Raw genomic sequence first — 17,282 nt, forward strand, 5'->3', positions numbered from 1 at the left:
CTCAGGACCCCGCGGTGACGTTGGCAAGGACGACCACGGCGGCCGCCAGGACGAGTGAGCCGGCGAGCAGTGCGCTGAGGTAGCTCTGCACATTGCCGTTCTGCGCACGGCGGACGGCCCAGCCGAGCCAGCGCGGCGCGGCGCTCGCACCGCGTACGTACGTCTCGACGACCTCCCGGTCCAGGAAGCGGACCAGGGCGGCCGCGGCCAGGACGGGGCGGACGAACAGGGCGGAGTAGACGGCGTCCAGGTGGAACCCGGTGGCCGCGTGGCGGTGCAGCGGGCCGAGCAACAGGCGGCCCGGGTCGGCGGGATCCGGGGCGGACGCGATGCTGCCGTAGACCTCGGTGTGGCTCGCGATGGCTTCCTCCTCGACCAGGCCGCCGTCGCCCTCGGGGTGGGCGGCGACGGCGCCCATCGGGGTGCGGGCGGCCAGTGCCGAGGTGTGGCGCCAGGCGGCGTAGGTGACCAGACCGCCTACCAGGGCAAGGCCCGTGGACAGGACGGAGGTGGTGACGGCCGGGGTGAGGGCGTGCCCGTCGAACCAGTCGCCGAGGTAGCCGGTGGTGAGTCCGAAGCCGATGGAGGGGATGGCGAGCACCCAGAGCACGGCGTTCATGACGACCGGCTGGCGACCGTGGTCGGCGGCCTCCGCTCCCCTGCCGCGGAAAGCGAGCAGCCACAGGCGGGTGGCGTACGCGGCGGTGAGGAGGGCGGTGAGCAGCCCGGCGATCAGGACGGTCCAGCCGGCGCCGGACGGGGCGACCTGGCTCTCGCCGAGCGCGGTGTGCTCGGCAGCGGACAGGACGGCCTCCTTGGAGAAGAAGCCGGCGAAGGGAGGGATCGCGGCGAGCGCGAGCAGGGCGACGGTCATCGTCCAGTACGCGTCGGGGATGCTTCCCCCAGCTCTCGACTTCGCTCGAGCAGGGGAGGCCCCACCGGCCAGGCCGCCCATGCGGGACATGGCGGTCAGGGAGTTGGTGCCGGCGGCGTGGATGATCACGCCGGCGGCGAGGAAGAGGAGCGCCTTGAAGGCGCCGTGCGACAGGAGATGGAAGACGGCGGCCCCGCGGTCGCCGACGGCCAGGGCGCCCGACATGTAGCCCAGCTGTCCGATGGTCGAGTAGGCGAGGACGCGCTTGATGTCGTCCTGGGCCAGCGCGGCCAGCGCCGAGCCGACCATGGTGACCGCGGCCATCACGGCGAGCACAGTCATCGCGGCCGCCGACGCGGCGAAGACGGGGAGCAGCCGGGCCACGAAGTAGATACCGGCGGCGACCATCGTCGCGGCGTGGATCAGCGCGGAGACCGGGGTGGGGCCGGCCATCGCGTCGGGCAGCCAGGTGTGCAGCGGGAACTGGGCGGACTTGCCGGCCACACCCGCGAGCAGCAGCAGGGCGATGAGGGTGGGGTGGTCGATGCCGCCGGTCAGGGCGGCCTGGACGACGCCGGTGATCCGGAACGTACCGGCGTCGGTGGCGAGCGCGAACAGACCGATCAGGAAGGGGACGTCGCCGAGCTTGGTGACCAGGAAGGCCTTCAGCGAGGCGGCGCGGGCCTCGGGGGTCTCCCAGTAGTGGCCGACCAGGAAGTACGAGCAGATGCCCATGATCTCCCAGCCGACCAGGAGCACCATCAGGTCGCCGGAGTAGACGACGAGCAGCATCGCGGAGGTGAAGAGGGAGACGAGCGCGGCGTACGAGGTGTAGCGCGGGTCGTCGCGCAGATAGCCCGTCGAGTAGAGCTGTACGCAGGTGGCGACCAGGCCGACCAGGACGGCGACGAGGACCGCGAACCCGTCCAGGTGGAGGGCGAGTTCGATCGGTACGGAGCCGGTCGGGGTGAGCCGGGTGGCCGCGTCGATCGCCTTGCCACCGCCCTGGTCGACGGCGACGACCACGGCGAGGACGAACGCGGCGAACGTCGGGAGCACCGCGAGCGGGCGGACGAAGCCGGGGGCGCGGCGGCCGAGCAGCAGGCCGGCCGCGGCGCCCAGGAAGGGAAGGAGGGGGACGAGGACGGCGAGGGTCGTGGTGGTCACGCGGCGGCCTCAGCCTTCTGTGCCGGGGCGGCGGGGTCTTCGGGGTCCGCCGGGTCGGGCCCGATGCCCTCGGCGGTGTCGCGGAGCTTGTCGATGTCGGCGGTGCCGCGGTTGCGGTACACGGCGAGCACGATGGCCAGGCCGATGCCGATCTCGGCGGCGGCGATGGCGATCGTGAACAGGGTGAGCGCCTGGCCCGCGTGGAGGGTGTCGCGCAGCCACACGTCGAAGGCGACGAGGTTGAGGTTGACGGCGTTGAGCATCAGCTCGACGGACATCAGGACCAGGATCGCGTTGCGCCGCGCGAGCACACCGTAGAGACCGGTGCAGAACAGGAGGACGGCGAGCACGGCGGGATAGGCGAGGTGCATCAGCGCGACTCCGTCTCGCGGGGGGCGGCAGCGGCGCCGGCGCCGGGGGCGTCACCGGGGGCGCTCTTGCGGGACAGCACGATCGCGCCGACCAGCGCGGCCAGGAGCAGTACGGACAGCGCCTCGAAGGGCAGCACCCAGTGCCGGAAGAGGATCTCCCCGGACACCTTGGTGGAGCCCTGGGCCGGGCCGTCCAGGTCGATCCAGCTCGTGCGGAAGGCGTCCACGACGACCCAGACGAGGGTCCCGGCCGAGGCGACGGCCACCGTGAGGGCCGCCCAGCGGTTGCCCGAATCGGCGTCCGGGGAGCGGCCGATGGGGGCCTTGGTGAGCATCAGGCCGAACAGGAGGAGCACCACGATCGAACCGACGTAGATGAGCACCTGCACCCAGGCGATGAACTCGGCGGTGAGCAGGAGGTATTCGACGGCCAGGCCGCCGAGCGCCACGACCAGCCACAGGGCGGCGTGCACCAGCTGCTGGGTGGTGACGGTCATGACGGCCGCGGCGAGGGTGGCGATGCCGACGAGGAGGAACGCGATCTCCACGCCGGTCGGCGACAGGAAGCCGTGCGGCGAGGTGAGGGCCGCCTGGGCGAGGATCCCGCTCATGCCTGCCCTCCCTCGGGGCCGGTCTGCCCGGGCTGCCCCGTCTGCTCTGCCTCGGCGGCCTGCGCGGCGGCCAGCTTGTCGGCGGCCTTGCGGGCGGCGGCGAGTTCCTTCGGCTCCTCGGCGCCGGGGTCGAGCGCGGGCGGGGCCGGGACCGTCCACATCCAGTCGCGCAGCTTGTCGCGCTCGTGGGTGAGTTCGTGGATGTCCGTCTCCGCGTACTCGAATTCGGGGGACCAGAACAGCGCGTCGAAAGGACACACCTCGATGCAGATACCGCAGTACATGCAGAGCGAGAAGTCGATGGCGAAGCGGTCGAGGACGTTGCGGCTGCGTTCGCGGCCGCCCTCGACCGCGGCCGGGACCGTCTCCTTGTGGGAGTCGATGTAGATGCACCAGTCGGGGCACTCGCGGGCGCACAGCATGCACACCGTGCAGTTCTCCTCGAACAGGCCGATCACGCCCCGGCTGCGGGGCGGGAGTTCGGGCTGGACGTCGGGGTACTGCGCCGTGACGGTCTTCTTCGTCATCGTGCGGAGTGTGACGGCGAGGCCCTTGGCGAGGCCGGAACCGGGGATCGGAGACATCAGCTGATCGCCACCTTCACGATGCCGGTGAGCGCGATCTGCGCGAGGGCGAGCGGAATGAGCGTGGTCCAGGCGAGCTTCTGCAGCTGGTCCTCGCGGAGCCGGGGGTAGCTGACCCGGAGCCAGATCACGACGAAGGCCAGGACGGCCGTCTTGAGCAGGGTCCAGACCCAGCCGAGCCCGTCGGCGCCGAACGGGCCGTGCCAGCCGCCCAGGAACAGGACGGTGGTGAGGCCGCACAGGACGACGATGCCGGCGTACTCGGCGAGCAGGAACAGCGCGAAGCGCAGCCCCGTGTACTCGGTGTACGCGCCGAAGATGATCTCGGAGTCGGCGACGGGCATGTCGAAGGGAGGGCGCTGGAGTTCGGCGAGGCCGGCGGTGAAGAAGACCAGGGCGCCGACGATCTGCCAGGGCAGCCACCACCAGTGGAAGGCGTTGAGGATGCCGGGCAGCGAGACCGTGCCGGCCGCCATCGCCACCGAGGCGGCGGCGAGCAGCATCGGCAGCTCGTACGCGAGGAGCTGGGCTGCGGTGCGCAATCCGCCGAGGAGGGAGAACTTGTTGGCCGAGGCCCAGCCCGCCATCAGCGAGCCGAGCACGCCCACGCCCATCACGGCGAGCACGAAGAAGATGCCCGCGTCGACGACCTGGCCGACCGCACCCTCGCTCGGGCCGATCGGGACCGCCACGAGGACGAGGAGGTAGGGCAGCAGGGCGACGGCGGGGGCCAGCTGGAAGATGCGCCGGTCGGCCGCGGCCGGTACGACGTCCTCCTTCTGCGCGAACTTCACGCCGTCCGCGACGAGTTGGGCCCAGCCGTGGAAGCCGCCCGCGTACATCGGGCCGAGCCGGCCCTGCATGTGCGCCATCACCTTGTGCTCGGTCTGCCCGATGACAAGCGGGAGGACCAGGAACACGACGAAGACGACGGCCAGCCGGATGGCGACGTCGAGTGCGTCATTCACGCGGGTCGCCTCCGGCGGGGTCGGTGGTGTCGGCGGGGTCGGATTCTTCGGGGGCCTCGGTTCCGGGGGCCGGGGCGGGCCGCGGCTCCTGCTCCCCCTTGTCGAAGGCCGGTTTGGGGTTGTGCCAGGGCGCGTCCGAACCGCGCGTCCGGGGCGGCGCGGGGGCGTCGGGGCCAGCCGGGGTCTCCGTGGGCGCAGCCGCGTCCGGGGTCGCCTGCGATGCGGAGCCCTCGCTCGCGCTGCGGGTGCGTCGCGGACGTACGGCCGGAGCCTGCGGAGCGGCAGTGGCCTCGGGAGCCTCAGGAGTCGCGGCTGTCTCAGCCACGTCCGAGGTCTTGGCCGCCTCAGCCGTGTCCGGGGACTTGGCTGCCTCGGCCGCACCCGGGGTCGCCTGCGAGGCCGAGCCCTCCGACACGCTTCGGGCGCGCCGGACCGGGCGGTCGCCCGCGGCACGCGCCGGGCGGTCGGCCGCACCGGCCGCCGCGCGCGGTGTCCTGGCCGGGCGGGCCGGGGCGGGCGGGAGTTGACCCTTCAGCGGACCCCATTCGTTCGGGTCGGGGACGCCGGGCGGGAGCATCTGGCGGCGCTTGGGGCCGCCGTGTTCCGATTCGCCCGGCTCCTTCGCGCCCGGCCACGCCTTCGCGACGCGGGCGGCAAGCACGAAGTCCTTGCGCAGGGGGTGGCCCTCGAAGTTCTCCGGCAGGAGCAGCGGGACCAGGTGCGGATGGTTCGAGAAGTCCACGCCGAACATCTCGTGGGTCTCGCGCTCGTGCCAGGCCGCGCCCGCGTAGATGTCGATGGCGGAGGGCAGCACCGGCGCCGAGTGCGGCACGGTCGTGCGCAGCAGCAGGCGGCGGACCTTGCCGTCCGCCAGGGCGACGACATGGGCGCAGACCCGGAAGCCCGTGCCGGGTTCGTCGACGGCGCTCAGCCAGTCGAAGTAGGTGCAGCCCAGCTTGTCGCGGGCGATTTCGAGGGCGGCGATCCAGGAGCCGACGGGCACGTCCACGGTGAGCAGGCCGTACGCCTCCTCCGCCGTGGCCTCCGCGCCGAAGATCTCGGTGACGCCGTCGGGCAGGCTGTCGTACGCACTCACGCCTGGCCCTCCCCGGGGGTCGGCGGGGCGGCGACGAGCCCGCTGGTCAGCTGGGCCGGGGTGGCCGCGTTCGCGTACCGCTCGCCGAGCGACTCGCGGGCGATCTTCTCCTGGAGCTTGAGGATGCCCTGGAGCAGCGCCTCGGGCCGGGGCGGGCAGCCGGGTACGTACACGTCGACCGGGATGATCTGGTCGACGCCCTTGGTCACCGAGTACGAGTCCCAGTACGGGCCGCCGCAGTTGGAGCAGGCGCCGAAGGAGATGACGTACTTGGGCTCGGGCATCTGCTCGTAGAGCCGCTTGACCGCGGGCGCCATCTTGTCCGTCACCGTGCCGGAGACGATCATGAGGTCGGCCTGGCGCGGGCCCGGCGCGAAGGGGATCACGCCGAGCCGGATGAAGTCGTGGCGGGCCATGGAGGCCGCGATGAACTCGATGGCGCAGCAGGCGAGGCCGAAGTTGAAGACCCACAGGCTGTAGCGGCGGCCCCAGTTGAGTACCACCTTCATCGGCTCGGGGGCCAGGCGCGAGAGCACGCCCAGCTTCTTCGGCTCGGGCAGCAGCACGGGCTGCGACTCGGGTCCGGGAGTCGTCACGTCCATTCCAGGACGCCCTTCTTCCATGCGTAGAGCAGTCCCACGGCCAGGAAGCCGAGGAAGATGAACATCTCGACGAGGGTGGTCGCGCCGTAGCCCGGGGCCGCGAAGACGGTCGCCCAGGGGAAGAGGAAGATCGAGTCGACGGCGAAGATCACGTACAGGAAGGCGTAGACGTAGTAGCGGACCTGGGTGTGCGCCCAGCCCTCGCCCACCGGGTCCACTCCGCATTCGTACGTGAGGAGTTTCTCCGGCGTCGGCACGACCGGCCGCAGCAGCCGCCCGGCCCCGAAGGCCATGGCGACGAACAGCACGCCGATCACGGCGAGCAGGCCGACGACCGAATAGCTGTGGAAGTAGTCGGCAGCCAACACCGGCATCTGGCGCACGGTCGGTTCCGGCACGTCGCGCCCCTCGCTCCCTGGCCTCGATGATCTCGTCGCGCCCTGTTCGACGCTGTGTACGGACGGGAGTCTAGGCCCTGCTAAGGGGGCCCTTGGCAGGCGCGTCTCACGGGGTGGGCCGCCGGGGTGGGGTTTTCCCCCGTACAAGACGGTGCGGCACCCCATGGCGCCGCCGATCGCGGCCCGGCAGTCTTGGCAGCATGACCAGGACCCTCCGCGACCAGCAGCGGTACCCAGCACAGCAAGCCGGCCGCGATGAGAGCGCCGCCCCGCCCGCGGTGCGGTTCGCCTACGACCGGCACACCTGGAAGGAGATCGTCCATCTCCTCGCCAACCTGCCGATGGCGTTGATCGGCTGGATCTACGTCGTCGTGATGGTCGTGCTCGGCCTCGGTCTCTCCATCACCGTGATCGGTCTTCCGCTGCTCGCGGCGGGTCTGCTCGGCACGCGCCAGCTGGGCAAGCTGGAGCGGGCCCGGGCGCGGGCGCTGCTCGGGGTGCGGATCGAGGAGCCGACGCCGATCCCGGCGAGCCCGAGCAGGCACGGCGGCTTCTTCTCCTGGCTGTGGACGAGCCTGAAGGACCCGGTGGCCTGGCGCAACGTGCTGTACGAATTCGTGCGGCTGCCCTGGGGGATCCTGACCTTCACGGTCACACTGGTCTCCCTGTTCGTGGCGTGGCCGGTGCTCGGGTTCATCGCGCGGGGGCTCGGCAACGCGGACCGGATGATGGTGCGCGCGCTGCTCTCGCCCTCGGACGAGCTGGAGCGGCGGATCGCCGAGCTGGAGTCCGACCGGGGCGTGGTCGTCGACACGGCCGCAGCGGACCTGCGCCGGATCGAGCGCGATCTGCACGACGGCGCGCAGGCCCGTCTCGTGGCCCTCGCCATGGGCCTCGGCCTCGCCAAGGAGAAGGTGCTCGAAGACCCGGAGGCGGCCGCCGCGATGGTCGACGAGGCGCACGGCGAGGTGAAGCTGGCCCTCCAGGAGCTGCGCGACCTGGCCCGCGGCATCCACCCGGCCGTCCTCACCGACCGCGGCCTCGACGCGGCCCTCTCCTCCGTCGCCTCCCGCTGCACGGTCCCGGTCAAGGTCGCCGTCGACCTGCCCGCGCGGCCCGCCCCCGCCATCGAGGGCATCGCGTACTTCACCGTCTCCGAGCTGCTCCAGAACGTCAGCAAGCACAGCCGGGCGCGGGGCGCCTCGGTCGAGGTGTGGCGCACCGCGGACCGGCTGCTCATCCAGGTCGAGGACGACGGGGTGGGCGGCGCGCGCCTCGACGGCGGCAGCGGCATGGCGGGGCTCGCCGAGCGGCTCGGCGCGGTGGACGGGCTGCTCGTCCTCGAATCGCCCGTCGGCGGCCCGACCGTCGTCACGGCCGAACTGCCGTGGCGCGACCGGGGTCCCCGGGACTGACCGGCGGGCCGGGGGTAGGGAAAACCCCCGGTCGAAGAGGGTGACCGGCTGCATGGTCCGGGCCGGCCCGACCGGCCAAGCTGGTGGGTAAGAGGGGCGGCGCGCGGCCGCGCATCACGAGGAATGGACGGACGGGGACCGATGACCATGGACACGGAGTACGGGTACGGCGTGGCGCGGTCCCCCGAGCCGCGGCGGCACCTCCTTCCGCCGGTGCTGCGCGCGCCGTTCGAGGCGCGGACCTTCCGCGAGTTCGGCTACCTGCTGCTCAGCCTGCCGATCAGCATCGTGCTGTTCGTCTGGGCCGTCACCACGGTGTCGCTCAGCGCCGGACTCCTGGTCACCTTCATCGGCATCCCCCTCATGGCGGTGGCCCTGCTGGGCTGCCGCGCGTTCGGCGTGGTGGAGCGGGCCCGGGCGCGGGTGCTGCTCGGGGTCGAGATCGCCGAGCCGCAGCCGGTCCGCTCGCGCGGCGGCCTCATGTCGTGGATCGGCGGGGTGCTCAAGAGCGGCGTCTCCTGGCGCCACCTGCTGTACTCGGTCCTCCACTTCCCCTGGGCGCTCTTCGCCTTCTGCACGACGCTGCCGATCTGGCTGACCGGCTGGGCGCTCTTCACGTACCCGGTGTGGCAGTGGGTGTTCCCGATGTACGCGGGCCAGGCCGGCCTTCAGCTCTACGGGGACGACCACCACAACGTCTACCTGGACTCGCCGGGCAGGATCGCCCTGACCTCGCTGGTCGGGCTGCTCATCACGCTGGCCGTGCCGTGGCTGATCCGCGGGTTCGCCGTGATGGACCGGGTGATGGTCATCGGTCTGCTCGGCCCCTCGCACCTTGAGGAGCGGGTCACCGAGCTGGAGTCGGACCGCGGGGTCGTCGTCGACACCTCGGCCGCCGACCTGCGGCGCATCGAGCGGGATCTGCACGACGGCGCGCAGGCCCGCCTCGTGGCCCTCGCCATGGACCTGGGCCTCGCCAAGGAGAAGCTGACCGAGGACCCGAAGGCGGCCGCGAAGATGGTCGACGAGGCGCACGGCGAGGTGAAGGTCGCCCTCCAGGAGCTGCGCGACCTGGCCCGCGGCATCCACCCGGCCGTCCTCACCGACCGCGGCCTCGACGCGGCCCTCTCCTCCGTCGCCTCCCGCTGCACGGTCCCGGTGCAGGTCGAGGTGGACCTGCCGGCCCGGCCGGTCCCGGCGATCGAGGGCATCGCGTACTTCACCGTCTCCGAGCTGCTCCAGAACGTCAGCAAGCACAGCGGCGCGAGCCGGGCCTCCATCGACGTGTGGCGGGCCGGCGACCGCCTGATGCTCCAGGTCGGCGACAACGGGCGCGGCGGTGCGGACGCCACCGCCGGCTCCGGCCTCGCGGGCCTCGCCGAGCGGCTAGACGCGGTGGACGGCATCCTGGTCGTCGACTCCCCGCGCGGCGGCCCGACGACGATCACGGCGGAACTCCCGTGGCGCGCGTAGCCGCCTAGGCGCCCCAGCCCGCACCACCTCCCGGCCCGCAAACACGGGGTCGGGGGGTTTTTGCCTGGCGGGGGCCGATTCTTGCCCGGATGCTGGGATGCTGGATGGGCACAACGCCATGGCTTGCACAGAGCTGTGGGGCGCGCGCCCCGGCGGCACGCGCCTGGGGAGCCAACAGAGCCCGGGGGGCTGCAGAGTCGTGGAGGACAGGGTGCGGGTGGTCATCGCCGAGGATTCGGTACTGCTTCGAGAGGGCCTGACCCGCCTGCTGACCGACCGGGGGCATGACGTCGTCGCGGGAGTGGGCGACGGGGATGCGCTGGTCAAGACCGTGGGAGAGTTCGCCGACCAGGGCGCGCTGCCCGATGTCGTCGTCGCGGATGTGCGGATGCCGCCCACCCACACCGACGAGGGCGTGCGCGCGGCGGTGCTGCTGCGCAAGCTGTACCCGGGGATCGGGGTGCTCGTGCTCAGCCAGTACGTCGAGGAGCAGTACGCGACCGAGCTGCTCGCCGGGTCGAGCCGGGGCGTCGGCTACCTGCTGAAGGACCGGGTCGCCGAGGTCAGGGAGTTCGTCGAGGCCGTCGTACGGGTCGCCCAGGGCGGCACCGCGCTCGACCCGGAAGTCGTGGCGCAGCTGCTCGGCCGCAGCCGCAAGCAGGACGTGCTCGCGGGCCTCACCCCGCGCGAGCGGGAAGTCCTAGGACTAATGGCTGAGGGACGCACGAATTCCGCTATCGCCAAGCAGCTCGTCGTCAGCGACGGCGCCGTCGAGAAGCACGTCAGCAATATCTTTCTGAAGCTGGGGCTCTCACCGAGTGACGGGGACCACCGGCGCGTGCTCGCGGTATTGACCTACATCAATTCATGATCGGCTGCCACCCTGTCGAGGATCGAGCGGGACCCAGCCGACATGGTCGAAACTCGGTCACCGGGCCGGATTGAGTCACCGCTCGCGGGGCTCCCGACACGGCGAGACCTAGAACCGAAGAAGGATTGCTGGGCGTCTTAGCAGAAGGGCCGGGGGGCGAGTAAATCGTGGCAATTCAGGGCATTAGGGCGTCTCAAAAGAGCGTCCACCATATGAGCGGTCCAGGGAAGGCGACCCTTACCGACGTAGGGTGGGCCTTGGCGCTACCGGTCGGCCGGATGCGCCCGAGCAGCCCGCCCGAGGGAGGTCCAGTTCAGTGACCAGCCAGGTCAGTAGCCCAGCCGAGCAGGCCGACGGAGCCGATGAGGCCCTCGTCGGGGAGCAGCGCAGGCCCACCGGGGAGAAAGAAATCCGGCGTCTCGACCGCGTGATCATTCGTTTCGCGGGTGACTCGGGTGATGGCATGCAGCTCACCGGGGATCGGTTTACGTCGGAGACGGCTTCGTTCGGCAACGACTTGTCGACACTGCCGAACTTCCCCGCCGAGATCCGGGCGCCTGCCGGAACGCTGCCGGGTGTGTCGAGCTTCCAGCTGCACTTCGCGGATCACGACATCCTGACGCCGGGCGACGCGCCGAACGTGCTGGTGGCGATGAATCCGGCGGCGTTGAAGGCGAACCTGGCGGATGTGCCGCGGGGTGCGGAGATCATCGTGAACACGGACGAGTTCGCGAAGCGTGCGATGGCGAAGGTCGGCTACGACACCTCCCCTCTTGAGGATGGGTCGCTGTCGGGTTACAGCGTGCATCCGGTGCCGTTGACGACGTTGACGGTGGAGGCGTTGAAGGAGTTCGGGCTGTCCCGCAAGGAGGCCGAGCGCAGCAAGAACATGTTCGCCCTTGGCCTGCTGTCGTGGATGTACCACCGGCCCACCGAGGGCACGGAGAAGTTCCTGCGGGCGAAGTTCGCGAAGAAGCCGGCCATCGCCGAGGCGAACGTCGCCGCGTTCCGGGCAGGCTGGAACTTTGGTGAGACGACGGAGGATTTCGCGGTCTCCTACGAGGTCGCCCCGGCCACGAAGGCGTTCCCGGCGGGGACGTACCGCAACATCTCCGGGAACCTGGCCCTGTCCTACGGGCTGATCGCGGCGGCGAAGCAGGCGGACCTGCCGCTCTACCTCGGCTCGTACCCGATCACGCCGGCCTCCGACATCCTGCATGAGCTGTCGCGGCACAAGAATTTCGGGGTGCGCACCTTCCAGGCGGAGGACGAGATCGCCGGGATCGGCGCGGCCCTGGGTGCGGCGTTCGGCGGCTCGCTCGCGGTGACGACGACCTCGGGCCCGGGGGTGGCGCTGAAGTCGGAGGCGATCGGTCTGGCGGTCTCCCTGGAGCTGCCGCTGTTGATCGTGGACATCCAGCGCGGCGGCCCCTCCACGGGCCTGCCGACCAAGACCGAGCAGGCCGACCTGTTGCAGGCGATGTATGGCCGCAACGGTGAGGCGCCCGTGCCGGTGGTCGCGCCGAAGACCCCGGCGGACTGTTTCGACGCGGCCATCGACGCCGCACGCATCGCACTGGCCTACCGCACCCCGGTGTTCCTGCTCTCGGACGGCTATCTGGCCAACGGCTCCGAGCCCTGGCGGGTGCCCGAGGTCGACGAACTCCCCGACCTGCGGGTGCAGTTCGCGACGGGGCCGAACCACACGCTGGCCGACGGCACCGAGGTGTTCTGGCCGTACAAGCGGGATCCGCGGACGTTGGCGCGGCCGTGGGCGGTGCCGGGGACGCCGGGTCTGGAGCACCGGATCGGCGGGATCGAGAAGCAGGACGGCACGGGCAACATCTCCTACGATCCGGCCAACCACGACTTCATGGTCCGCACCCGCCAGGCCAAGATCGACAACATCAGCGTGCCTGATCTGGAGGTGGATGACCCGGACGGTGCGCGCACGCTGGTGCTGGGCTGGGGCTCCACCTACGGCCCGATCACGGCGGCGGTGCGCCGGCTGCGGGCGGTGGGCGAGCCGATCGCGCAGGCGCATCTGCGGCACATCAACCCGTTCCCGAGCAATCTCGGCGAGGTCCTAAAGGGCTTCGACAAGGTGGTGGTGCCGGAGATGAACCTGGGCCAGCTCGCCACCCTGATCCGCGCCAAATATCTGGTCGACGCCCACTCCTACAACCAGGTCAACGGCATGCCGTTCAAGGCCGAACAGCTCGCCACCGCCCTCAAGGAGGCCATCCATGCCTGACGCTCACCCCAACGAGCTCCTGCAACTGGTCCCCAAGGCAGAGGCCAAGCAGTCCATGAAGGACTTCAAGTCCGACCAGGAAGTCCGCTGGTGCCCCGGCTGCGGCGACTACGCCGTCCTGGCCGCCGTCCAGGGCTTCATGCCCGAACTCGGCCTCGCCAGGGAAAACATTGTTTTCGTCTCCGGCATCGGCTGCTCCTCCCGCTTCCCGTACTACATGAACACCTACGGGATGCACTCCATCCACGGCCGTGCCCCCGCCATCGCCACCGGCCTCGCCACCTCCCGCCGCGACCTGTCCGTGTGGGTCGTCACCGGCGACGGCGACGCCCTCTCGATCGGCGGCAACCACCTCATCCACGCACTGCGCCGCAACGTCAACCTGAAGATCCTGCTGTTCAACAACCGGATCTACGGTCTGACCAAGGGCCAGTACTCGCCGACCAGCGAACTCGGCAAGATCACCAAGTCGACGCCGATGGGCTCCCTGGACGCCCCCTTCAACCCGGTCTCCCTCGCCATCGGCGCCGAAGCCTCCTTCGTCGCCCGCACCGTCGACTCCGACCGCAAACACCTCACCGAGGTCCTGCGCCAGGCCGCCGAACACCCGGGCACCGCGCTGGTGGAGATCTACCAGAACTGCAACATCTTCAACGACGGCGCCTTCGAAGTCCTCAAGGACAAGGACCAGGCCGAGGAAGCCGTCATCCGACTCGAACACGGCGCCCCGATCCGCTTCGGCGCCGGCCAGTCCAAGGGCGTGGTGCGGGATGCGGCGACCGGTGACCTGAAGGTCGTCCCGGTCACTCCGGACAACGAGGCCGACATCCTCGTCCACGACGCCCACAGCACGTCGCCGACCACCGCGTTCGCGCTGTCACGCCTCGCCGATCCGGACACCCTGCACCACACCCCGATCGGGGTGTTCCGCTCGGTGGACCGGCCGGTCTACGACACGTTGATGGCCGACCAGCTCGACACCGCCATCGAACAGAACGGCAAGGGCGACCTCGCCACCCTCCTGTCCGGCAAGGACACCTGGACCGTCATCGGCTGACCCCACCGCATAAGAGCCGGGTGCCCGGTCGGGGAGTCTGCATGGACCCCGGGCCGGGCACCCGTTCTCATAGGGGGATGGACCGTCTCGCGTACCGCGTCAAGCGACGCCTGCTCGGCAAGCCCCTCACGACCGAGCGCGTCGGCGAGGAGAAGCTGAACAACCGCACGGCGCTCGGGGTGCTTGCCTCGGACTGCATCAGTTCATCCGCGTACGGCTCCGAGGAGATGCTCCGGGTCCTGGTCCCGGTGGCGGGGGCGGCCGCGTTCTCCCTGCTCATGCCGGTGACCGGCGCGATCCTGCTGGTTCTGCTCCTGCTGACGCTCTGCTACAGCGACGTCGTCATGATCTACACCCGGGCCGGCGGCTCCTACGTCGTGGCCCGCGAGAACTTCGGCCCGACCGTCGCGCAGATCGCCGCGGTCGCACTGCTCGTCGACTACATCGTCACCGTCGCCGTCCAGGTCTCGGCCGGCACCAACGCGATCGTCTCCCTCGCGCACCTCGTCGGCGGCGGCCAGACCGCCATGGACCACCTCCAACTCCCCATCTCCGCCGGGGTGATCCTCTTCCTCGCGTACGGAAATCTGCGCGGGGTGCGCGAGGCGGGGCGGCTCTTCGCGTTGCCCGCGTATCTGTTCATGGCGGCCGTCGGGCTCGTGCTCGCGGTCTCCGCCGTGCGCGGCCTGACCGGTGGGCTGCCCCGGGCCGATCTGCACGCGGCGGGCGTGATTCCCGTCGGCGCCCCGGGGAACGGCTGGCTGTACGGGGCCTCGCTGTTCATCGTGCTGCGCGCGTTCGCCAACGGCGGCTCCTCGCTGACCGGCCTTGAGGCGATCTCCAACGGCATCTCGGCGTTCCGCGAACCGCAGGGCCGCAACGCCCGGCGCACCCTCATCACGATGAGCTGCGTCCTGGGCATCCTGGTCCTCGGCGTCTCGACGCTCGCCCACTTCACGCACGCGGTTCCGTACCGGGACGGCACCCCGACCGTGATCGCGCAGGAGGCCCACTTCGCCTTCGGCGGCGGGGTGTTGGGGACGGCGGGCCTGGTGTTCGTCCAGCTGGCGACGGCGCTGGTCCTCTACACGGGCGCCAACACCCCCTTCACCGGCTTCCCCTACCTGGCCAGCTTCGTGGCCGAAGACCGTTTCCTGCCACGGCAGTTGACCCGCCGGGGCCATCGCCTGGCCTTCTCCAACGGGATCATCGCGCTCACCGTCGTCGCGATGGCCCTGCTCCTTGTGACCCGCGCGAGCGTGGACAAGCTGGTGGCGCTGTACGCGATCGGGGTGTTCACGGCGTTCACGATGGCCGGGGCGGGACTCACCGCGTACCACTGGCGGCGCCGCGAGCGGCACCGCCGACTGAAGATCGGCGTCAACGCACTGGCGGCCGTGGTCTCCGCGACCGTCGTCCTGATCTTCGCCGTCACCAAGTTCACCGAGGGCGCCTGGCTGGTGGTCGTGGTGTTCCCGCTCGGGGTGTGGGCGCTGACCCGGATCAACCGCGAGTACCGGAGCGAGGCCGCGGCGCTCGGCACGATCCAGCTGTCCGGCGCCGACCGGCCCCGCAACCGGCGCCACCTGGTGTTCGTCCTCGTCGAAACCCTCGACCTCGCGACCGTCAAGGCCCTGCGGTACGCGCACGAGGTGCGGCCCGACGAGATCAGGGCCGTCCACTTCGCGATCGACGAGGCGCACGCGCGCAGGCTCTCGGCGTCCTGGGAGGCGACGGCCGCGACCTCGGTGCCGCTGGAGGTGGTGGAGTGCCCCGACCGACGGCTGCGGCACGCCATGGCGGAACTGGCCGGCCGCACCACCGAGGACGGCGCGACCTCGCTGACCGTCCTGGTCCCCCGGCGCCTGTACTCCAACGCGCTGGGCAAGCTGCTGCACCGGGGCACCGCCGAGGAGATGGCGAAGGCCCTGGAGCACCTTCCCTCGGTGGCGGTGACGATCCTGCCCTTCGACGTGTCCCGCGCCCTGCGCTCCCTGGAGGCGGGCCGCACCCCCCAACCGGACTGATCTACAAGGCAGTTGACTCCCGCGCCGCGTCATAGGCGGCCCGCGCCCGCCGCACGTCGTCCATCCGTGCGTCCGTCCAGCGGGCCAGCGCCCGGACCTGCTCGGCGGCCTCGCGGCCGAGCGGGGTGATCGAGTAGTCGACGCGGGGCGGGATCACGGGCTTGGCGTCGCGGTGCACGAAGCCGTCGCGCTCCAGGGTCTGGAGCGTCTGGGCGAGCATCTTCTCGCTGACCTTGTTCACCCTGCCGATCTCGCGCCGCAGCTCGCTGAACCGGTACGAGCGGTCGAGCAGCGCGTCCAGGACGAGCACGCCCCATCGGCTGGTGACGTGCTCCAGAACGAGCCGGTGCGGACACATGGCCTCGCGCTCGGCCCAGGCTTCACGCTCACTTACTCCCATACCAGTACCTTACTTCAAAGTGGGTACTTACGAAAGGTTAGCGCTCTCCGTAGGGTGGAGATCGAAACGAAGGAACCACGAGGAACCACCCCGAATCGCTCCACCAAGCGCTACACCAAGCGCTACACCGAGCGCTACAAAATCGCCGCAGAAGGAGTCATCCCATGAGCATCGTCGTCACTGGAGCCACCGGAGCGCTGGGCCGTCTCGTCGTCGACGAGCTGCTCGCGCGGGTCCCGGCGAGCGAGATCGCCGCCGTCGTACGCAACAAGGAGAAGGCCGCCGACCTCGCCGCGCGGGGCGTGGAGCTGCGCATCGCCGACTACAGCGAGCCCGCCACCCTGGCCGGGGCCTTCCGGGCCGGCGACCGGGTACTGCTGATCTCCGGCAGCGAGGTCGGCCGACGGGTGCCGCAGCACACCGCCGTGATCGAGGCCGCGAAGGCCGCGGGCGTGGCTCAGCTCGCCTACACCGGCATCCTCGGCGGCCCCGACGCCGACTTCGCGCTCGCCGACGAGCACAAGATCACCGAGCAGCTGATCCTCGACTCGCGGCTGCCGTACACGTTCCTGCGCAACGGCTGGTACACCGAGAACTACACGGCCAACCTCGCCCCGGTCCTGGAGCACGGCGCGGTCGTCTCCAACGCGGGCGAGGGCCGCGTCGCCTCGGCATCCCGCGCGGACTACGCGGCGGCCGCGGCCGCGGTGCTGACCGGCGACGGCCACCTGGGCAGGGCGTACGAGCTGAGCGGCGACGTGGCCTGGTCGCTGGCCGAGTACGCGGCCGAGGTCGCGGCCGCCGCCGGCAAGCCGATCGCCTACACCTCCGTCACCCCCGAGGCCCACCTCGCCATCCTGACCGGCGCGGGCCTCCCGGCCGCCTTCGCGGAGATCCTGGTCGACGTGGACCACGCCATCGAGCGGGGCCGCCTGGCCGACACCTCGGGCGACCTGACCCGCCTGATCGGCCGCCCGACGACGCCGCTGGCGGTGACGGTCCGGGAAGCCGTGAGCGCGTAACAAGCAACGTCAGGACCGTATCGCGGGACGGACATGACACCGCGGCCGTTCGGCGCTACCTTCTGCCTTCTGTGGGATCGAGCGCGTGCAGG

16 protein-coding genes are annotated in these 17,282 nt (G+C 70.9%); 7 read left to right on the plus strand and 9 right to left on the minus strand.

Features of this window, described 5'->3' with window-relative positions; all coding sequences use genetic code 11:
• Position 1: 1 nt before the first annotated feature.
• From OHA17_RS16565 to ndhC, 8 genes are read right to left on the minus strand one after another with little or no spacing between them, the layout of a single operon-like run.
• A complete protein-coding gene (locus OHA17_RS16565; RefSeq protein ID WP_406507277.1) occupies positions 2–2,041 on the minus strand; it encodes an NADH-quinone oxidoreductase subunit L in 2,040 nt (679 codons plus the stop codon).
• Positions 2,038–2,412: an NADH-quinone oxidoreductase subunit NuoK gene (gene nuoK, locus OHA17_RS16570; protein WP_406507278.1), complete on the minus strand. Its 375-nt coding sequence runs from the start codon at positions 2,410–2,412 to the stop codon at positions 2,038–2,040. Before nuoK ends, OHA17_RS16565 begins: the two co-directional genes overlap by 4 nt.
• Positions 2,412–3,023, minus strand: coding sequence for an NADH-quinone oxidoreductase subunit J (locus OHA17_RS16575; RefSeq protein WP_406507279.1), 612 nt, complete (start codon positions 3,021–3,023; stop codon positions 2,412–2,414). Before OHA17_RS16575 ends, nuoK begins: the two co-directional genes overlap by 1 nt.
• A complete protein-coding gene (locus tag OHA17_RS16580) occupies positions 3,020–3,607 on the minus strand; it encodes a NuoI/complex I 23 kDa subunit family protein (RefSeq protein WP_406507280.1) in 588 nt (195 codons plus the stop codon). The genes OHA17_RS16575 and OHA17_RS16580 overlap by 4 nt, the downstream gene beginning before the upstream one ends.
• Positions 3,607–4,575 carry a complex I subunit 1 family protein gene (locus OHA17_RS16585; RefSeq protein ID WP_053724082.1) on the minus strand — a complete coding sequence of 323 codons (969 nt, stop codon included), beginning with the start codon at positions 4,573–4,575 and terminating at the stop codon, positions 3,607–3,609. The genes OHA17_RS16580 and OHA17_RS16585 overlap by 1 nt, the downstream gene beginning before the upstream one ends.
• Complete coding sequence (locus OHA17_RS16590; RefSeq protein WP_406507281.1) at positions 4,568–5,671, minus strand: NADH-quinone oxidoreductase subunit C; 1,104 nt, start codon at positions 5,669–5,671, stop codon at positions 4,568–4,570. The genes OHA17_RS16585 and OHA17_RS16590 overlap by 8 nt, the downstream gene beginning before the upstream one ends.
• A complete protein-coding gene (locus OHA17_RS16595; RefSeq protein WP_053724081.1) occupies positions 5,668–6,273 on the minus strand; it encodes an NADH-quinone oxidoreductase subunit B in 606 nt (201 codons plus the stop codon). The genes OHA17_RS16590 and OHA17_RS16595 overlap by 4 nt, the downstream gene beginning before the upstream one ends.
• Complete coding sequence (gene ndhC, locus OHA17_RS16600; RefSeq protein WP_398875866.1) at positions 6,264–6,647, minus strand: NADH-quinone oxidoreductase subunit A; 384 nt, start codon at positions 6,645–6,647, stop codon at positions 6,264–6,266. The genes OHA17_RS16595 and ndhC overlap by 10 nt, the downstream gene beginning before the upstream one ends.
• Before the next feature lie 224 nt (positions 6,648–6,871).
• Between ndhC and OHA17_RS16605 the strand changes: the two genes are divergently transcribed.
• The 6 genes from OHA17_RS16605 to OHA17_RS16630 all read left to right on the plus strand — a co-directional run bounded on the left by OHA17_RS16605 (position 6,872) and on the right by OHA17_RS16630 (position 15,768).
• Entirely contained in the window at positions 6,872–8,086 is a 1,215-nt protein-coding gene (locus tag OHA17_RS16605) for a sensor histidine kinase (protein WP_406507282.1), read from the plus strand.
• A 147-nt stretch (positions 8,087–8,233) separates the two neighbouring features.
• Positions 8,234–9,559, plus strand: a complete 1,326-nt coding sequence (locus OHA17_RS16610) for a sensor histidine kinase (RefSeq protein WP_406510736.1) — start codon at positions 8,234–8,236, stop codon at positions 9,557–9,559.
• 211 nt (positions 9,560–9,770) lie between these two features.
• Positions 9,771–10,430 (plus strand): response regulator transcription factor, encoded by a 660-nt coding sequence (locus OHA17_RS16615; protein WP_053724079.1) that lies wholly within the window; start codon positions 9,771–9,773, stop codon positions 10,428–10,430.
• A 316-nt stretch (positions 10,431–10,746) separates the two neighbouring features.
• The gene (locus OHA17_RS16620; protein ID WP_406507283.1) at positions 10,747–12,684 is read left to right on the plus strand and encodes a 2-oxoacid:acceptor oxidoreductase subunit alpha; all 1,938 of its coding nucleotides are present in this window, start codon (positions 10,747–10,749) and stop codon (positions 12,682–12,684) included.
• Positions 12,677–13,741 (plus strand): 2-oxoacid:ferredoxin oxidoreductase subunit beta, encoded by a 1,065-nt coding sequence (locus OHA17_RS16625; RefSeq protein WP_406507284.1) that lies wholly within the window; start codon positions 12,677–12,679, stop codon positions 13,739–13,741. The genes OHA17_RS16620 and OHA17_RS16625 overlap by 8 nt, the downstream gene beginning before the upstream one ends.
• A 77-nt stretch (positions 13,742–13,818) precedes the next feature.
• Positions 13,819–15,768 (plus strand): APC family permease, encoded by a 1,950-nt coding sequence (locus tag OHA17_RS16630; RefSeq protein WP_406507285.1) that lies wholly within the window; start codon positions 13,819–13,821, stop codon positions 15,766–15,768.
• Between the two features lies 1 nt (position 15,769).
• On the opposite strand, the gene OHA17_RS16635 is transcribed toward OHA17_RS16630, so the two are convergent.
• The gene (locus OHA17_RS16635) at positions 15,770–16,168 is read right to left on the minus strand and encodes a winged helix-turn-helix transcriptional regulator (protein ID WP_406507286.1); all 399 of its coding nucleotides are present in this window, start codon (positions 16,166–16,168) and stop codon (positions 15,770–15,772) included.
• A gap of 164 nt (positions 16,169–16,332) precedes the next feature.
• On the opposite strand from OHA17_RS16635, the gene OHA17_RS16640 reads away from it, so the two are divergent.
• Positions 16,333–17,190, plus strand: coding sequence for an SDR family oxidoreductase (locus OHA17_RS16640; protein ID WP_406507287.1), 858 nt, complete (start codon positions 16,333–16,335; stop codon positions 17,188–17,190).
• Positions 17,191–17,282: the final 92 nt, after the last annotated feature.

Source organism: Streptomyces sp. NBC_00212, assembly GCF_045206365.1.
Lineage (GTDB): Bacteria > Actinomycetota > Actinomycetes > Streptomycetales > Streptomycetaceae > Streptomyces.